General features: G+C 71.7%; 11 protein-coding genes. 4 read left to right on the plus strand and 7 right to left on the minus strand.

All coding sequences use genetic code 11. The annotated features are described in order from the left end of the window. From ACZ4V1_RS06070 to ACZ4V1_RS06100, 7 genes are all read right to left on the minus strand, one after another. The gene (locus ACZ4V1_RS06070; protein WP_468329975.1) at positions 1–2,187 is read right to left on the minus strand and encodes a glycoside hydrolase domain-containing protein; all 2,187 of its coding nucleotides are present in this window, start codon (positions 2,185–2,187) and stop codon (positions 1–3) included. A gap of 137 nt (positions 2,188–2,324) precedes the next feature. After that, positions 2,325–3,737, minus strand: coding sequence for a protein kinase domain-containing protein (locus ACZ4V1_RS06075; protein ID WP_468329978.1), 1,413 nt, complete (start codon positions 3,735–3,737; stop codon positions 2,325–2,327). Next, on the minus strand, positions 3,734–4,477 hold the full coding sequence (locus tag ACZ4V1_RS06080) for an FHA domain-containing protein (RefSeq protein WP_468329981.1): 744 nt from the start codon (positions 4,475–4,477) through the stop codon (positions 3,734–3,736). Before ACZ4V1_RS06080 ends, ACZ4V1_RS06075 begins: the two co-directional genes overlap by 4 nt. A 193-nt stretch (positions 4,478–4,670) precedes the next feature. Further along, on the minus strand, positions 4,671–5,141 hold the full coding sequence (locus ACZ4V1_RS06085; RefSeq protein ID WP_468329984.1) for a hypothetical protein: 471 nt from the start codon (positions 5,139–5,141) through the stop codon (positions 4,671–4,673). A 286-nt stretch (positions 5,142–5,427) separates the two neighbouring features. Next, positions 5,428–7,011, minus strand: coding sequence for a protein kinase domain-containing protein (locus tag ACZ4V1_RS06090; protein WP_468329987.1), 1,584 nt, complete (start codon positions 7,009–7,011; stop codon positions 5,428–5,430). Beyond that, complete coding sequence (locus ACZ4V1_RS06095; protein ID WP_468329990.1) at positions 7,008–7,754, minus strand: FHA domain-containing protein; 747 nt, start codon at positions 7,752–7,754, stop codon at positions 7,008–7,010. The genes ACZ4V1_RS06090 and ACZ4V1_RS06095 overlap by 4 nt, the downstream gene beginning before the upstream one ends. A gap of 133 nt (positions 7,755–7,887) precedes the next feature. Beyond that, on the minus strand, positions 7,888–8,526 hold the full coding sequence (locus ACZ4V1_RS06100; RefSeq protein WP_468329993.1) for a hypothetical protein: 639 nt from the start codon (positions 8,524–8,526) through the stop codon (positions 7,888–7,890). 296 nt (positions 8,527–8,822) lie between these two features. On the opposite strand from ACZ4V1_RS06100, the gene ACZ4V1_RS06105 reads away from it, so the two are divergent. The 4 genes from ACZ4V1_RS06105 to ACZ4V1_RS06120 all read left to right on the plus strand — a co-directional run bounded on the left by ACZ4V1_RS06105 (position 8,823) and on the right by ACZ4V1_RS06120 (position 13,466). Then, positions 8,823–9,677, plus strand: coding sequence for a bifunctional methylenetetrahydrofolate dehydrogenase/methenyltetrahydrofolate cyclohydrolase (locus tag ACZ4V1_RS06105; protein ID WP_468329996.1), 855 nt, complete (start codon positions 8,823–8,825; stop codon positions 9,675–9,677). A gap of 265 nt (positions 9,678–9,942) precedes the next feature. Beyond that, entirely contained in the window at positions 9,943–10,380 is a 438-nt protein-coding gene (locus tag ACZ4V1_RS06110) for a DUF3017 domain-containing protein (protein ID WP_468330924.1), read from the plus strand. Between the two features lie 408 nt (positions 10,381–10,788). Then, complete coding sequence (locus tag ACZ4V1_RS06115; protein WP_468329999.1) at positions 10,789–12,090, plus strand: helix-turn-helix domain-containing protein; 1,302 nt, start codon at positions 10,789–10,791, stop codon at positions 12,088–12,090. A gap of 386 nt (positions 12,091–12,476) precedes the next feature. Continuing rightward, complete coding sequence (locus ACZ4V1_RS06120; RefSeq protein ID WP_468330002.1) at positions 12,477–13,466, plus strand: malate dehydrogenase; 990 nt, start codon at positions 12,477–12,479, stop codon at positions 13,464–13,466. Positions 13,467–13,473 lie beyond the last annotated feature (7 nt).

The raw sequence follows: 13,473 nt of genomic DNA on the forward strand, positions 1-13,473 counted from the left end.
TCAGCTCGTCCGGATGGTCCGGTTGTACTGCTCCAGGACCTCGTACAGGCCGATCAGTTCGCGCCCGTATTTCTCGGCTCCGTCGCCCGTGCCGTTGTAGCGGGCGAGGATGGCCTGCGAGTCGCTGACGCTCGTGTCGAGGCCGGGGCGGGCGACGCCGATTTCGGCCGCGTCCCAGAGGGTGACGTAGGCGGCGGTGGTGATGTTGTAAATCGGGTCTTCGTGCAGGCGGGTCCACACGGACGACCTGTCGGCGTCGGTGAGGCGGCTGCCGTTGATGATGCCCTGGTCGATGCAGTAGTTGCGGGCCTTGATGGCCGTCGCGGCGAAGATCTGCCCCCACCCGGTGCTGGAGTCGTCCCGGTCGCCGTTCTCGACCGCGTCGTCGGCGAGCGCGTCCAGGGGGTTCCACTTGCGCAGTTCCCACAGGACGGGAGCCTGCACCAGCGCCTTGCGCAGGCGCAGCACCCTGGCGAGGTCGGTGAACAGCCGGTCCATGCCGATGACGGCATCGAAGGCCTTGGTGGTGGAGATACCGCCGATGGTGGCCCAGTCGTCGTCGTTCCAGTTGTCGCCGCCGGTCTCGGGGACCCCGATCGACACCAGGTAGTCCCGGACGTCTCGCAGGGCGGCGTCGTGGTAGGAGTCGTCGAAGTCGGTGTCGAGGCCGGCGGCGTCCAGAGGCGGGTCGAAGGAGTCCTGCCCCTCGTCGCGGCCGGACACGATGTCGACGTCGATCTCGATCCTGCCGTCGCCGGAGCCGATCCACTTGGTGACGATCTGGTCGAAGGCCCAGTTGCTGGGCAGGGGGTGGCCGAGATTTCCGGAGAACCCGCTGGACATGTCGGACACGAAGCTCGTGACGGCGTATCCCTGGTTGTGGACGCGCTGGCACACGTTGCGGGGACCGTAAATGCCCACGTTGTAGTCGGAGTTCTCGCCGATCGTCCGGAAGATGCCCTTGAAGTGGGGAATGATGTGCTCGGTGACCTCCCAGTCGACGGCGTCGTAGTCGACGGCGAAGTAGATGGTGGTGCCGCCCTTGAAGCCGTAGAACCTCGCCCAGTCGATGGCCGCGAGCGCGGCGTGTACGCCCGCGCCGTAGAAGAAGTCGTCCACGCTGCGGTTCCACGTCTGGTAGATCGGGAAGCAGCGCAGGCCGTTGCGGGCGATGGTGTCCAGTTCTCCCGGCTGGATCTGCTTCTCCGGCACGGAGCTCCCGCCAGGGGTGAGATAGCGGCCGACGATCCTGATGCCCTCGGACTTGAGGGTCGCGGCGCGGGCGTTGGTGATTCTGGTGACGCCGTCGCACGCGCCGCCCTTGCGGTCCTGGTCGCCGTAGGAGACCAGCAGTGATGCCCAGGTCCGGACGTCTCCCCTGCCGGTCTCATCGAGCGCCGCGAACCGCTGGAAGGAGCTGACGGCCTTGGACAGGGTGCTGTCGAAGGCCGCAGTGAACGCGCCGAACCGCTGATTGAAGATCATCGCTGCGGAGAACAGGCGCACCCAGTTCCCCGAGGCCCCGACGGCCAGGACGTGCCGGCTCAGTCCGGCTTTGGTCTTGTCGCCGAACCAGCCGGTCGCGACGTCGTCGGACATGCCCATCTCGTACTGGACGGCAAGGATCATGGACTTGGCGACGTCACGGGAGTAGTGGCCGTCGCACGGCATGACGAAGAAGTCGCGGCGCTTGACGTAGCGGCCGTTGAGCCACCGCTGGATGTCACGGACCGTGTCCGATCCGTTGTTCACCACCACGTAGGCGTCCATCGTCAGCAGCGCCTTGAAGACCTTGGGGACCAGGTCTGATCCGGGGTAGGCGGCGGCGACGCCCATCCGCTGCATCATGAGGGTGACCGAGTCGGCGGTGCGTTCGTCGTAGATCCCGTTGATCCCGCTCCCGTCGTAGCCCTTGGCGTAGAGCGCGGACTGGATGATCATGGTGACGTTGGCGGGGGTGTCGCGCAGGCCGATGCTCGGCCAGGTCGCCTGCAGTGTGGCCAGGGTCTTCGGACCGAAGTTGTCCGACAGATCGGTGATGTCGAGCTCGTACTGGAGGGCGCGGGTCAGGGCGTACATCAGCTGCCAGCCGGTGTTGCCGTCCTCCTCGACCTTCATGCCGATCTTGTCTGTGCCGTAGACGCTGTTCACGAATCTCTGGGCCCTGCGGACCATCTCGTCTGCCACGTGACGTCCCTTTCCGGAGGGGTGGGGGTTCACCGTGGCCGTGATCCGAGTGCGGGGGTACCTCCAAAGTTGTAGGGCGGCCATGGCCGGGCGTCCGTCCCCCGGAGCGCTCTCGACGGTCGGAAGGCTCTCGACCGTCAGGCCTCCCCGTCCTTCCGCAGCGCCCGCCAGGTCCTCGGTCCGACCATCCCGTCCGCGTCCAGTCCCGCCCGCTTCTGGAAGATGACGACCGCGCCGTGGGTCATCGGGCCGAAGTCGCCGTCCACCTCGCCGACCTCCTCGATGCCGTGCAGATGCCTGAGCAGGCACTGCAACTCCCGGACCTGGCTTCCTCCGTCTCCCCGCTTGATGGTGAAGTCCCAGGTGCCGCTGTGGCCCGCCATGTAGCCGGGGCCGTGGACGGCGTCCTCGTAGACCACGGGCTTCTCGCAAGTGGGGGGCGCCGCGGCGGCCGGGGCCGAGTCCCACGGGGTGGTGTAGGCGAGGCTCACCGCGCCCACGATGGCCGCCGCGAGCGCCGCCGCCAGGGCCGGGCGACGCCATCGCCGGGGACGCAGCCTCGGCAGCCGGGCCGAGCGGGAGGTGCCCGCGGCCTCCTCCACCCGGCGCAGCAGCGCGGCGGAGTCGGTGGTGCGTTCCGCGTGGGTCGGGGCCAGGCAGTCCCGCAGGATGTCCCGCCAGACCTCGGGGAGGCCGGGGGACAGGCGCAGTTCCTCACGGCCGCGCGCGTAGCGCATCGCCGCGTCGGAGCGTGCCTCCGAAGTACCGCCGGGCAGTGGGAACTCCCCGGTCAGGACCACGTGCGCGAGGACGCCGAAGGCCCAGACGTCGGCGGAGGGGCGGATCCGCGTCCCGCGCTCGTCGACCTCGGGCCACAGGAGTTCGGGCGGGGTGTAGTCCGGGGTGGCGAAGGCGGGGGTGTAGGCGTGGGTGCCCTCCATCTCCGCGGCGAGGTTGAAGTCGGCGAGCCGGGCCGTACCGTCCGCCATCAGCAGCACATTGGCCGGCTTCAGGTCACCGTGCACCCAGCCCGCGTGGTGCAGTTGGTGCAGTCCCTCGCAGATCTGGGCCAGCAGGGCGGGCCCGGCCTCCGGGGACGGGGTCCGGGCCAGTACGGTGTCCAGGGACCCCTCGGCCCGCTCCAGCACCAGGACGGTGGCGCCGTCCAGCTCCGGATGGTCCGGGTCGTCGACGGTCAGCGTGTCGTACATCCGGATCAGCCGGGGCGAGCGCAGCCGCCGCAGCAACTGCACCTCGCGTTCGGCCAGGTCGCGCAGGTGGTGCAGCTGGCGCGGGGTGCGGGTGCCGGTGGACAGGAACTTCAGCGCCGCCCGGCGCGGCAGCTCACCGCCGTCGGAAACGCGGCCGGCCGTCGCCTCCGGGGCCGGACCGGCCGTCGCCTCGGAGAAGCGGCCGGCCGTCGCGTCGCAGGCGTGGCGGGTCGCGTCGTAGACCGTGGCGAACGCGCCGGACGCGAGCGGCTCGCGCACCTCCCACGGCCCGATCCGGTAGCCCTTCGGCACCGGGACCGCGTACGGCCGCCCGGTCACCGTGCCGCTCCGCTCGGGGCCGGGGCGAGTACGACGAGGTCGTCCTCGCGGACCAGGTCGAAGCGGAGGGCGAGCGAGGCCAGGGACTCCTTCTTGCCGTGGGTGCGCCTGCCCGGCTCGGCCGTGTCCGGGCCGGGTCGCAGCCGCAGCTTGACGGCGAGGTAGTCGATGTTCCAGTAGACGGCGGAGCGGCTGACCTTGGGCCAGCTCGGGCGCAGCCGTTCCACTATCTCCTCGACGGCGGGCAGCGGGGCGCGGGGCTCTCCGCGCAGGCGCCGCTCGCACAGGGCGGCCAGGACCGCGAAGTACCGTTTGGTGCGGTCCAGGGCGAACGCCGGGACGGTGCCGGTCCCCTCCAGCCCGCGGCGCTCGACGCTGCGGAAGGCGTGCCGCGGTGCCCAGACGTCGAAGGTGAGCAGGTCACCCGCGGCGGGCAGGGTCACGCGCGCCAGCTCGAACGGTACGGGCGCCTCCACACGGCCCGGCGCGACCTTGATGTGTTCGCCGGCGCCCTCCGGGTTCTCCACCACGTAGGTCTGGTCCTCGCTGAGGTTGCTCAGCAGCCAGAACGTCCGGTGCGCCGCGATCTCCCCGGCGACCCGGGGCACCCCCGCGTGTGCGATGGCGAGTCCTCCGCCGCTCGGTTCGGCCCTGCCGAACTCGATGCGTTCACCCGGGCTGATCCTCAACTGGTCGGCCACGCTGCCGCACGACGGCGGCACGACGATGACGCTGTACATGGAGTCGTCCCCCTCCCCCGATTGCTCGGGGTCAACCTTCCCCAGTCCAACGAGGAGCAGCGTACGGGAGGCGAGTGAGGGCAACCTAAGCGTTCGGACGCGTCGGCGAGTCGGTGACACCGGATGACGAGGCGGCCCCGTTCCCTCCGCGGAGGGAACGGGGCCGCCTCACGGGCGGGCCCGGGTGAGCGGATCAGCAGGGGCGCAGGTACCAGATCGGGTCCCAGGTCGCCGTGCCGGCCTGGTAGGCGGTGGACGTCCAGCGGACGCTGCGGTCCTGGTTGTAGAACTTGGCGACCGTGCCCCGGGTCTGGTTGTTGGTGAACGGGCCGTCGCCCGTCCAGTTGGAGAGCTTCCACATCTGGCACTTGTAGAAGTCGAACTTGGTGCCGTTGACGATCATGCACAGGTGGCCGTAGTCGCAGGCCAGGTCCTGGGCGCCCTTGGTCCGGGGCGCGTCGGTGACGGTCAGGCCCCGGTACTCGACCGCGTCCGCGGTCACGCGCAGGGGCTGGTGCTGGTCGGCCAGTACCTGGTCGGCCTTCTGCTGGAGGCTGGTCACCCGGGTGCCGCCCGGGGCGTCGCCGGCGGCGGCCGCGACCGTGGAGCCGGCTACCAGGGCCGAGGCAGCGAGGAGCAGCGCGGCGGGCTTGATGATGTTCACTGTCGTTCCCCCATGAACGTCGTTGTCCGTACCGTCGAAGCGGTGTGCTCACACCGTGCCCGCGGCGCCCGCCGAGCGGTACCTCGCAACTCTCAGGGTCACCTTCTCCCCGGCGGCGGGTACGGCTGCCAGGTGAGCATGCCGATGGCCGAGTCGACCGCGCCGCCCGCGGGGGCTACTCCGCCGGCACGGTGGTGGAACGCCACCCCTGGCAGCCACCCCTGACAGGGCAGCGCACGGCCTCCGGCTCTCCCCGTCGGAGAGTGGCACCTCAGAGTTCTCAGGGTCACTTCCTGCCCGGCGGCGTGTACTCCTTGAGGTGGTGAGCGACGCGGTCGGCGTAGTCGCGGTACTTCGGGGGAACCCCGCCCGCGTCGTTCACCTTGTCGTACGACGTCCGGTAGGCCACGGCGATCAGCACCCGGCGGTCGCCCGGCAGGCGGGCGTCGAGGCGCGGGGTGATCCAGCACAGGTAGCGGCCCATCGCCGGGATGGACTCGGCGGGCGGGAACGGGGGCTCGGGGACGGTCTCGCCGGGGGTGCCGTCCTCGTTCATCCACCAGCGCAGGACGCTCGGGGTCCAGCGGGCGATGCCGTACTCGTTCTTCGCGGGGTCGGAGAGGTCCGGGTCGAAGTCGCTCTCCACCTTCAGCAGGGCCGCGATCAGGGGCGGGCTGACCTCCTCGCGGTCGCAGTCGTGCGCCGTCTCGACGATCAGCAGGCGGTAGGCGGCCGGTACGTCCCGGTCGGTGCGCAGTTCGCCGGCGCCGTAGGAGGCGGCGGAGACGGTCGCGGTGCCGCCCGGGCCCCCGCCGGGGGCGGGGCCGGGGCCGTCGTCGCCGGCCCGGGTGCTGACGCCGTAGCCGAGCGCGGCGACGGCCACGGTGGCGGCCACCGCGGCGAGGACCGTCCGCAGGGGACGAGTGCGGCGTGGCAGGGCGGACCGGACCGCCCGCGCCGACCAGACAGACCGGGCGGTACCGCCCGTGGCCGCCGCCACGCGCCGCGACAGGGCGTGCGTGCCGATGCGTTCGGCGTGTGTACGGGTCAGGCACGCGCGCACGATCTCCCGCCACGCCTCGGGCAGCGCGGGCGACAGCCGCAGCTCCTCGGTGCCGCGCGCGTAGGCGGCTCCGGCGTCGCGGCGGGCCGACGGGGTGCCGCCGGGCAGCGGGAAGGACCCGGTGAGGACGAGGTGCGCGAGGACGCCGAAGGCCCAGACGTCGGCGGAGGGGCGGATGCGGCGGCCGCGTTCGCCGATCTCGGACCAGAGCAGCTCGGGCGGGGTGTAGTCCGGCGTGGAGAAGGCCGGGGTGTAGGCGTGGGTGCCTTCCATTTCCGCGGCCATGTTGAAGTCGGCGAGCCGCGCCGAACCGTCCTTCATCAGCAGCACGTTGGCCGGTTTCAGGTCCCCGTGCACCCATCCGGCGCCGTGCAGCTGGGCCAGGCCCTCGCACACCTGGGCGAGCAGCGCGGGTCCGGCGGCCGGGCGCGGCGACGCCGACAGCAGCGCGGACAGGGCCCCCTCCGCCTTCTCCAGTACGAGGACGGTGGCGCCGTCGAGCGAGGGGCGGGCCGGGTCGTCGACGACCAGGGTCTCGTACATCCGCACCAGCCGGGGGCGTCGCAGTCTGCGGTGCAACTCCACCTCGCGCTCGACGAGTTCGCGCAGGTGGGTCAGCTGGCGCGGGGTTCCCGTGCCGGTGGGCAGGAACTTCAGGGCGGCCGTGCGCGGCAGACCGGCGTCGCCGTCGCCGACGCGGCGGGCCTCGTACACGCTGCCGAAGGCGCCCGTCGCGATCGGGTCCCGCACCTCCCAGGCGCCGACCCGGTAGCCCTTGGGCACGGGGACGGCGTACGGCTCGGTCACCGGGGCACCCGGCGCGGCGGTGCCGCGAGGACCGCGAGGTCGTCCTCCCGTACGAGGTCGAAGCGGAGCGCCATGGACACCAGGGACTCCTTCTTGCCGTTGAGCCGCGCGCCCGCCTCCGCCGTCTCCGGGCCCGGCTTCAGCCGCAGCTTCACCGCGAGGTAGTCGATGTTCCACTGGACTGACGTGCGCGACGCGGCCGGCCAGCCGGGGCGCAGCCGCTCGACGACCTGCTCGACGGTCGGCAGCGGCGCGTGCGGGGCCCCGCGCAGGCGGGGTTCGCACAGGGCGGCCAGGACCGCGAAGTACCGTTTGGTGCGGTCGACGGAGAAGGCCGGGGCGGTCGGCTCGCCGTCGGTGCCGTCCTCGGCGCGCAGATAGTCGTGGCGCGGTGCCCACACCTCCACCGGCAGCAGGTCGCCCGCGGCGGGCAGCACGATCCGCGAGAACTCGAACGGCACCGGGGCGTCCAGCCGGCCCGGCGCCACCTTGATGTGCTCGCCGGCGCCCTCCGGGTTCTCCACCACGTAGGTCTGGTGGGCGGAGAGGTTGCTCAGGGCCCAGAAGGTGCCGTGGGCGGTGATCTCGCCGGCTCTGCGGGACACTCCGTCGTGCCCGATCAGCAGGCCGCCCTCGGGCACGGACCGCCCGAAGAGGAGGCGTTCGCCGGGTGCGAGCCGGTACTGGGTGCGGGTGGGTTCGTCCTCCGTGGTCGGCGGAGGTACCACGATGATGCTGTACAAGGTGCGTCTCCCCGTGCCTGACGGCTACCCACGTCAGACTATTGGGACGCACCGGGGCCGTGTCTCCCCTCGTACGGGTGAGACACGGCCCCGTGGCGTGATTGGCGCGAAGTGTGCCGTGGCGGACGCCGGTTCAGTACTGCGGTCGGTTGAACCAGTAACTGCCGTTCTTGTTGGCGCAGAAGACGATGATCAGGATGCCGAGGATCAGGCTGATCAGGGCGAAGATGTTGGCGCCCAGCAGGTTGATCACGCTGGCCAGCGTCACGACCGAGCCGTAGACGATCGCGGAGACGCGCACGCCGCCCCGGCCGGTGGCGAACTTGACACCTGTGAATATCGCCCAGAACGCGAACGCCAGGATGATCACGCCGAGCCCGATCATGAGGCCCGCACCGATGTTCGTGACGGTCTCCGCGTCCTGCGCCGAGACATTGGGGTCGGAGTTGACCTCGTCCTCGATGTAGTCGGCGAACCAGGAGCTGGCCGCGATCATCAGCACGCCGCCGACGGCCTGGCAGGCGCCCAGCACGAACAGCATCACGCGCGCGGCCTTCACCGTGCCGGGCATGGACGTGGGGACGGGCGCGTGGCCGCCGCCGTAGGGCTGGACCGGCGGGGCCGCGGGGTAGCCGTAACCGGGCTGGCCCTGGGGCTGCTGCTGGGGGTAGCCGTAGTTCGGCTGCTGGCCGTGCTGCTGGCCCTGCTGGCCCTGCTGGCCCTGCTGGCCCTGCGGCGGACCGTAGGGGTTGTTCGGGTCGCCGAAACTCATGCGGGACTTCCTCCGTAGCTGTCACGTGCGGGGACGACGCGCGGCTCGGCTCGGAGGAGTTCTGCGTAGCGGTTCGTCCCCCCGGTACGGCCCCGCGGCACTGTGCTACTGCCCAATCGTTCTTGACCTATCTCTTACTTGTCCAGCCCGGCCGCAAGCTGTTGTGCAAGCGCAACAACGCCGATCATGATCCGACACGGTGGGACGCGCCCCGTGACGCCCGGCCGGTGCCCGCCGGGTGCCCGGATGACGGCCGGATTGGAACCGCGGGCCGGTCATCCGCGAGGATGGGGGGCATGACCGCCCAGATTCTCGATGGCAAGGCCACCGCAGCCGCGATCAAGTCCGAACTGACCGCCCGCGTGGCGGCGCTGAAGGAGAAGGGCGTCACGCCCGGCCTCGGCACCGTCCTGGTCGGCGACGACCCCGGCAGCCAGAAGTACGTCGCCGGCAAGCACCGCGACTGCGCCCAGGTCGGCATCGCCTCCATCCAGCGCGAACTTCCGGCCACGGCGACGCAGGAGGAGATCGAGGCGGTCGTCCGCGAACTGAACGACGATCCGGCCTGCACCGGCTACATCGTCCAGCTGCCGCTCCCCAAGGGCATCGACGAGAACCGCATCCTGGAACTGATGGACCCGGACAAGGACGCGGACGGTCTGCACCCGATGAACCTCGGCCGCCTCGTGCTGAACGAGCCGGCCCCGCTGCCCTGCACCCCCAACGGCATCCTCACCCTCCTCCGCCGCTACGGCGTGGAGATCAAGGGCGCCGAGGTCGTGGTCGTCGGCCGCGGTGTCACGATCGGCCGCCCGATGCCGCTGCTGCTCACCCGGCGCAGCGAGAACGCCACCGTGACCCAGTGCCACACCGGCACCCGGGACCTGGCCGCCCACCTCAAGCGCGCGGACATCGTCATCGCCGCGGCCGGCTCCCCGCACCTGGTCCGCCCCGAGGACGTCAAGCCGGGCGCGGCCGTCCTCGACGTCGGCGTCTCGCGCAACGCCGAGGGCAAGATCATGGGCGACGTCCACCCCGGCGTGTCCGAGGTCGCCGCCTGGATCTCCCCGAACCCCGGCGGTGTCGGCCCCATGACCCGGGCCCAGCTGCTCGCCAACGTGGTGGAGGCGGCGGAGCGCAGTGCCGGCTGACGACACCCGCGCCGAACACCCCGAACACCCTGAGCACTCCGAGCACCCCGGGAGCCCGGTGACTTCGGAGAACCAGGGGCGCCTTGGGGGCAAGGGGATCTCGGCTGACAAGGGGGACCACCCGGAGGACCAGGGGATTCCGGAGGGCCAGGCGGACCCGGAGGGCCAGAAGGCTCCCGAGGGCCCGGAGGCTCCGGAGGGTCGGAAGGCTCCCGAGGGTCCGGGGGCTCCGGAGGGTCAGAAGGCTCCCGAGGGCCCGGAGGACATCACCGTCCGGGACCCCGTCAGCGCGCCCGACGCCGAGGGCAGGCCGCGGCGTGTCACCCGCCGGTTCCCGCTCTTCACCCGCGACACCGCGCGTCCCGAGGGCGGTGGCCGGGCCGCGGCCGGCGACGCCCCGGCCCCCGCCCGGCAGTGGCCGATCCTCCTCGTGGCCGGCCTGGTCGGGATCGGCCTGCTGCTGACCGCGCTGGACGTGTTCCGCTACGGGACGCTGCTGGTCGGCGCCGCACTGCTGGTCGGCGCCGCGTTGCGCTGGGTGCTGCCCGACGTCGGCATGCTCGCCGTGCGCTCGCGCTTCACGGACATCACCACCTACGGCGTCCTCGGTCTCTCCATCGCCCTGCTGGCGTTGATGATCCAGCCGAACCCCGTGCTGGAGATCCCCTTCCTGAAGGACACCCTGCACTTCACGGTGAGCTAGCAGCGCCGAATCGTCGTACGGCTCCGGTACGGCGGCCCGTCCTCACCCCCGTGGAAGGACGGGCCGCCGTCGGGACCAACCCTCCTGCACGGCGAACGCCCTGTTCAACGCCTGTCAGGTCGCTGTGGCACGGAAGTGACCGTTCCGGTACTCCGCTACGCGAGCCGTGAAAAACGGGGTTCGGTTACGGGCACGGGAACGCCGGTGGGACACTGGACCACGGGTCGACGGGCGTGCGACGGTGCATGTTCGCGACCCCTGTGCTCCTGTGCGCCCCCACCCCGGGAACTGAGATCCTGACCGGGCGCATCCCTGTGGGTAGCCAGAACGGGGACTTCGCGCGGGACGCCGCTCGAGGACCAAGCGGGGGAACGAACAGCACGTCACCGGGGGGAAGAGGGGGAAGCAATGCCTCGTTGGAAGGCCTTGCCGGATGAACTCGATCCGCAGATCAGAGAGTTCACGAGCCAGCTGCGCCGACTCGTGGACCGCAGCGAGCTGAGCGTCGCGTCGGTGGCCGACGCCACGGGCTACAGCAAGACGTCCTGGGAGCGCTATCTGAACGGCCGGCTGCTGGCGCCGAAGGGTGCCGTCGTGGCGCTGGCCGAGGTGACGCGGACCAATCCCGTCCACCTGACCACCATGTGGGAGCTGGCCGAGCGGGCCTGGAGCCGCTCGGAGATGCGTCATGACATGACCATGGAGGCCATTCGGATCTCCCAGGCGCGTGCCGCTCTCGGCGAGCTGGGCACCCCCGCGGCCACGTCGGGCAACGGCGGCAGGAACGGCAAGGGGAGCCGGACCGGCCGCCACGGCGGCGGTGCCACGGCCAGGCCCGGGATCGCCGGGCCGGCGGGTGTGGCGCCCACCTTCCCGCCGACGGTCCCCGCGCAGCCGACGGCCGCCGACAGCCCCGACTCGGCCGTCGGCACGGTCCGGGGCGGCGGTGCGCCGGGCCCCGCTCCCTCCGTCCCCTCGTCCGGTGGCGCGTCCGACGGCAACTCGTGGGGCATGGCCGGATACCGGGGACCGGCGCCGACCGGTGACCGTACGGGGCGCTCCGTGCCCCGGGCCGGCTCGGGGGAGACCGCGCGGGGGCCGGCGACGCCGCCCGCCGCGCCCGACGGCCTCGGGCCCTCGGGCGCTCCGGCACCCTCGGGCTCCTACGGCGAGCCTCCGCACGGCGGCTTCCCCGCGGAGGGCCGGCCCTCCGGGGGCGGCGGCAAGCGGATGACGACGTTCGTCGCGGGCGTCGTCGGCGTGCTCGTCGTGATCGCGGGCGCCTTCTTCCTCCTGAACGACGGCGACAAGGAGAACGAGGGCGCCAAACCGTCCCCGTCGCCCACCGTCAGCTCCGGCCCCGGGCTGCCGCCCGGTGTGAAGTGCAGCGGCGACGCCTGCACCGGCAAGGACCCGGAGATCATGGGCTGCGGCGGCGACCTGGTGACCACCGCCGCCACCGCCACCGTCGGCACGGCCGCCGTCGAGGTCCGCTACAGCAAGACCTGCGGCGCCGCGTGGGCCCGCGTCACCCAGGCCGCGCAGGGCGACGAGGTGCAGGTGAGCGCGAGCGGCGAGAACCAGCAGACGGACACGGTCACCGGGGCCGCCGACACCGTCGCGTACACCCCGATGGTGGCGGTGAAGTCCGCGGCCGACGCCAAGGCGTGCGTGACGCTGGCGGCGGGCCGGAAGGGCTGCACGGAGTAGCCGCCGCGCGGGGCGTGAGCGCGGGCGTGGCCGTACGGGGAAGAAAAGTCACCCGGGGCGGGCATGGCTCGCGGTGACAGGGGCACGCGAGAAGTACCCCCACGGGAGTCCGGCAACGGTATCCCCGAACGGCGGTCGCCTTCGTCCCCCCTCTCCCGGACAGGCGGCCGCCTCTTCACGACCCCGTTTCCGCGCGGTTTCCGCGCGCCCGTCCGCGCCTGCGGGTGACCCGGCGCCGGCCCTGTGGGCCGGGCCACACCGACCCGGACGTGCCGGGCACCGGAGGCGCGATAGCCTGACGGCTGGATCGATCTCTTGATACCAAGAGATCGATCAAACGCCCGGGGCAGGGACGCCCCACCGCCAGCTGTCATACGGAGAACGCCATGACCCGCACTCCCGTGAACGTCACCGTCACCGGCGCGGCCGGCCAGATCGGTTACGCCCTGCTCTTCCGCATCGCCTCCGGCCAGCTGCTCGGCGCGGACGTGCCGGTCAAGCTGCGCCTCCTCGAGATCACCCCGGCCCTCAACGCCGCCGCGGGCACCGCGATGGAGCTGGACGACTGCGCGTTCCCGCTCCTCCAGGGCATCGAGATCACCGACGACCCGAACGTCGCCTTCGACGGCGCCAACGTCGCCCTCCTCGTCGGCGCCCGCCCCCGTACCAAGGGCATGGAGCGCGGCGACCTCCTGGAGGCCAACGGCGGCATCTTCAAGCCGCAGGGCAAGGCCATCAACGACCACGCCGCAGACGACATCAAGGTCCTCGTCGTCGGCAACCCGGCCAACACCAACGCCCTGATCGCCCAGGCCGCCGCCCCGGACGTACCGGCCGAGCGCTTCACCGCGATGACCCGCCTGGACCACAACCGCGCGCTGACCCAGCTCGCGAAGAAGACGGGCTCGTCGGTCACCGACATCAAGCGCCTGACCATCTGGGGCAACCACTCCGCCACCCAGTACCCGGACATCTTCAACGCCACGATCGCCGGCAAGAACGCCGCCGAGACCGTGAACGACGAGAAGTGGCTGGCCGACGACTTCATCCCGACCGTCGCCAAGCGCGGCGCCGCCATCATCGAGGCCCGCGGCGCCTCGTCGGCCGCCTCCGCCGCCAACGCCGCCATCGACCACGTCCACACCTGGATCAACGGCACCGCCGACGGCGACTGGGCCTCCATGGGCATCCCGTCGGACGGCTCCTACGGCGTCCCGGAGGGCCTGATCTCCTCCTTCCCGGTCACCTGCGAGGACGGCAAGTACGAGATCGTCCAGGGCCTGGAGATCAACGACTTCTCCCGCGCCCGCATCGACGCCTCCGTCAAGGAGCTGTCGGACGAGCGCGAGGCGGTCCGCGGTCTCGGCCTCCTCTGAGCCCCCC

The organism is Streptomyces sp. NPDC028991 (assembly GCF_055564775.1).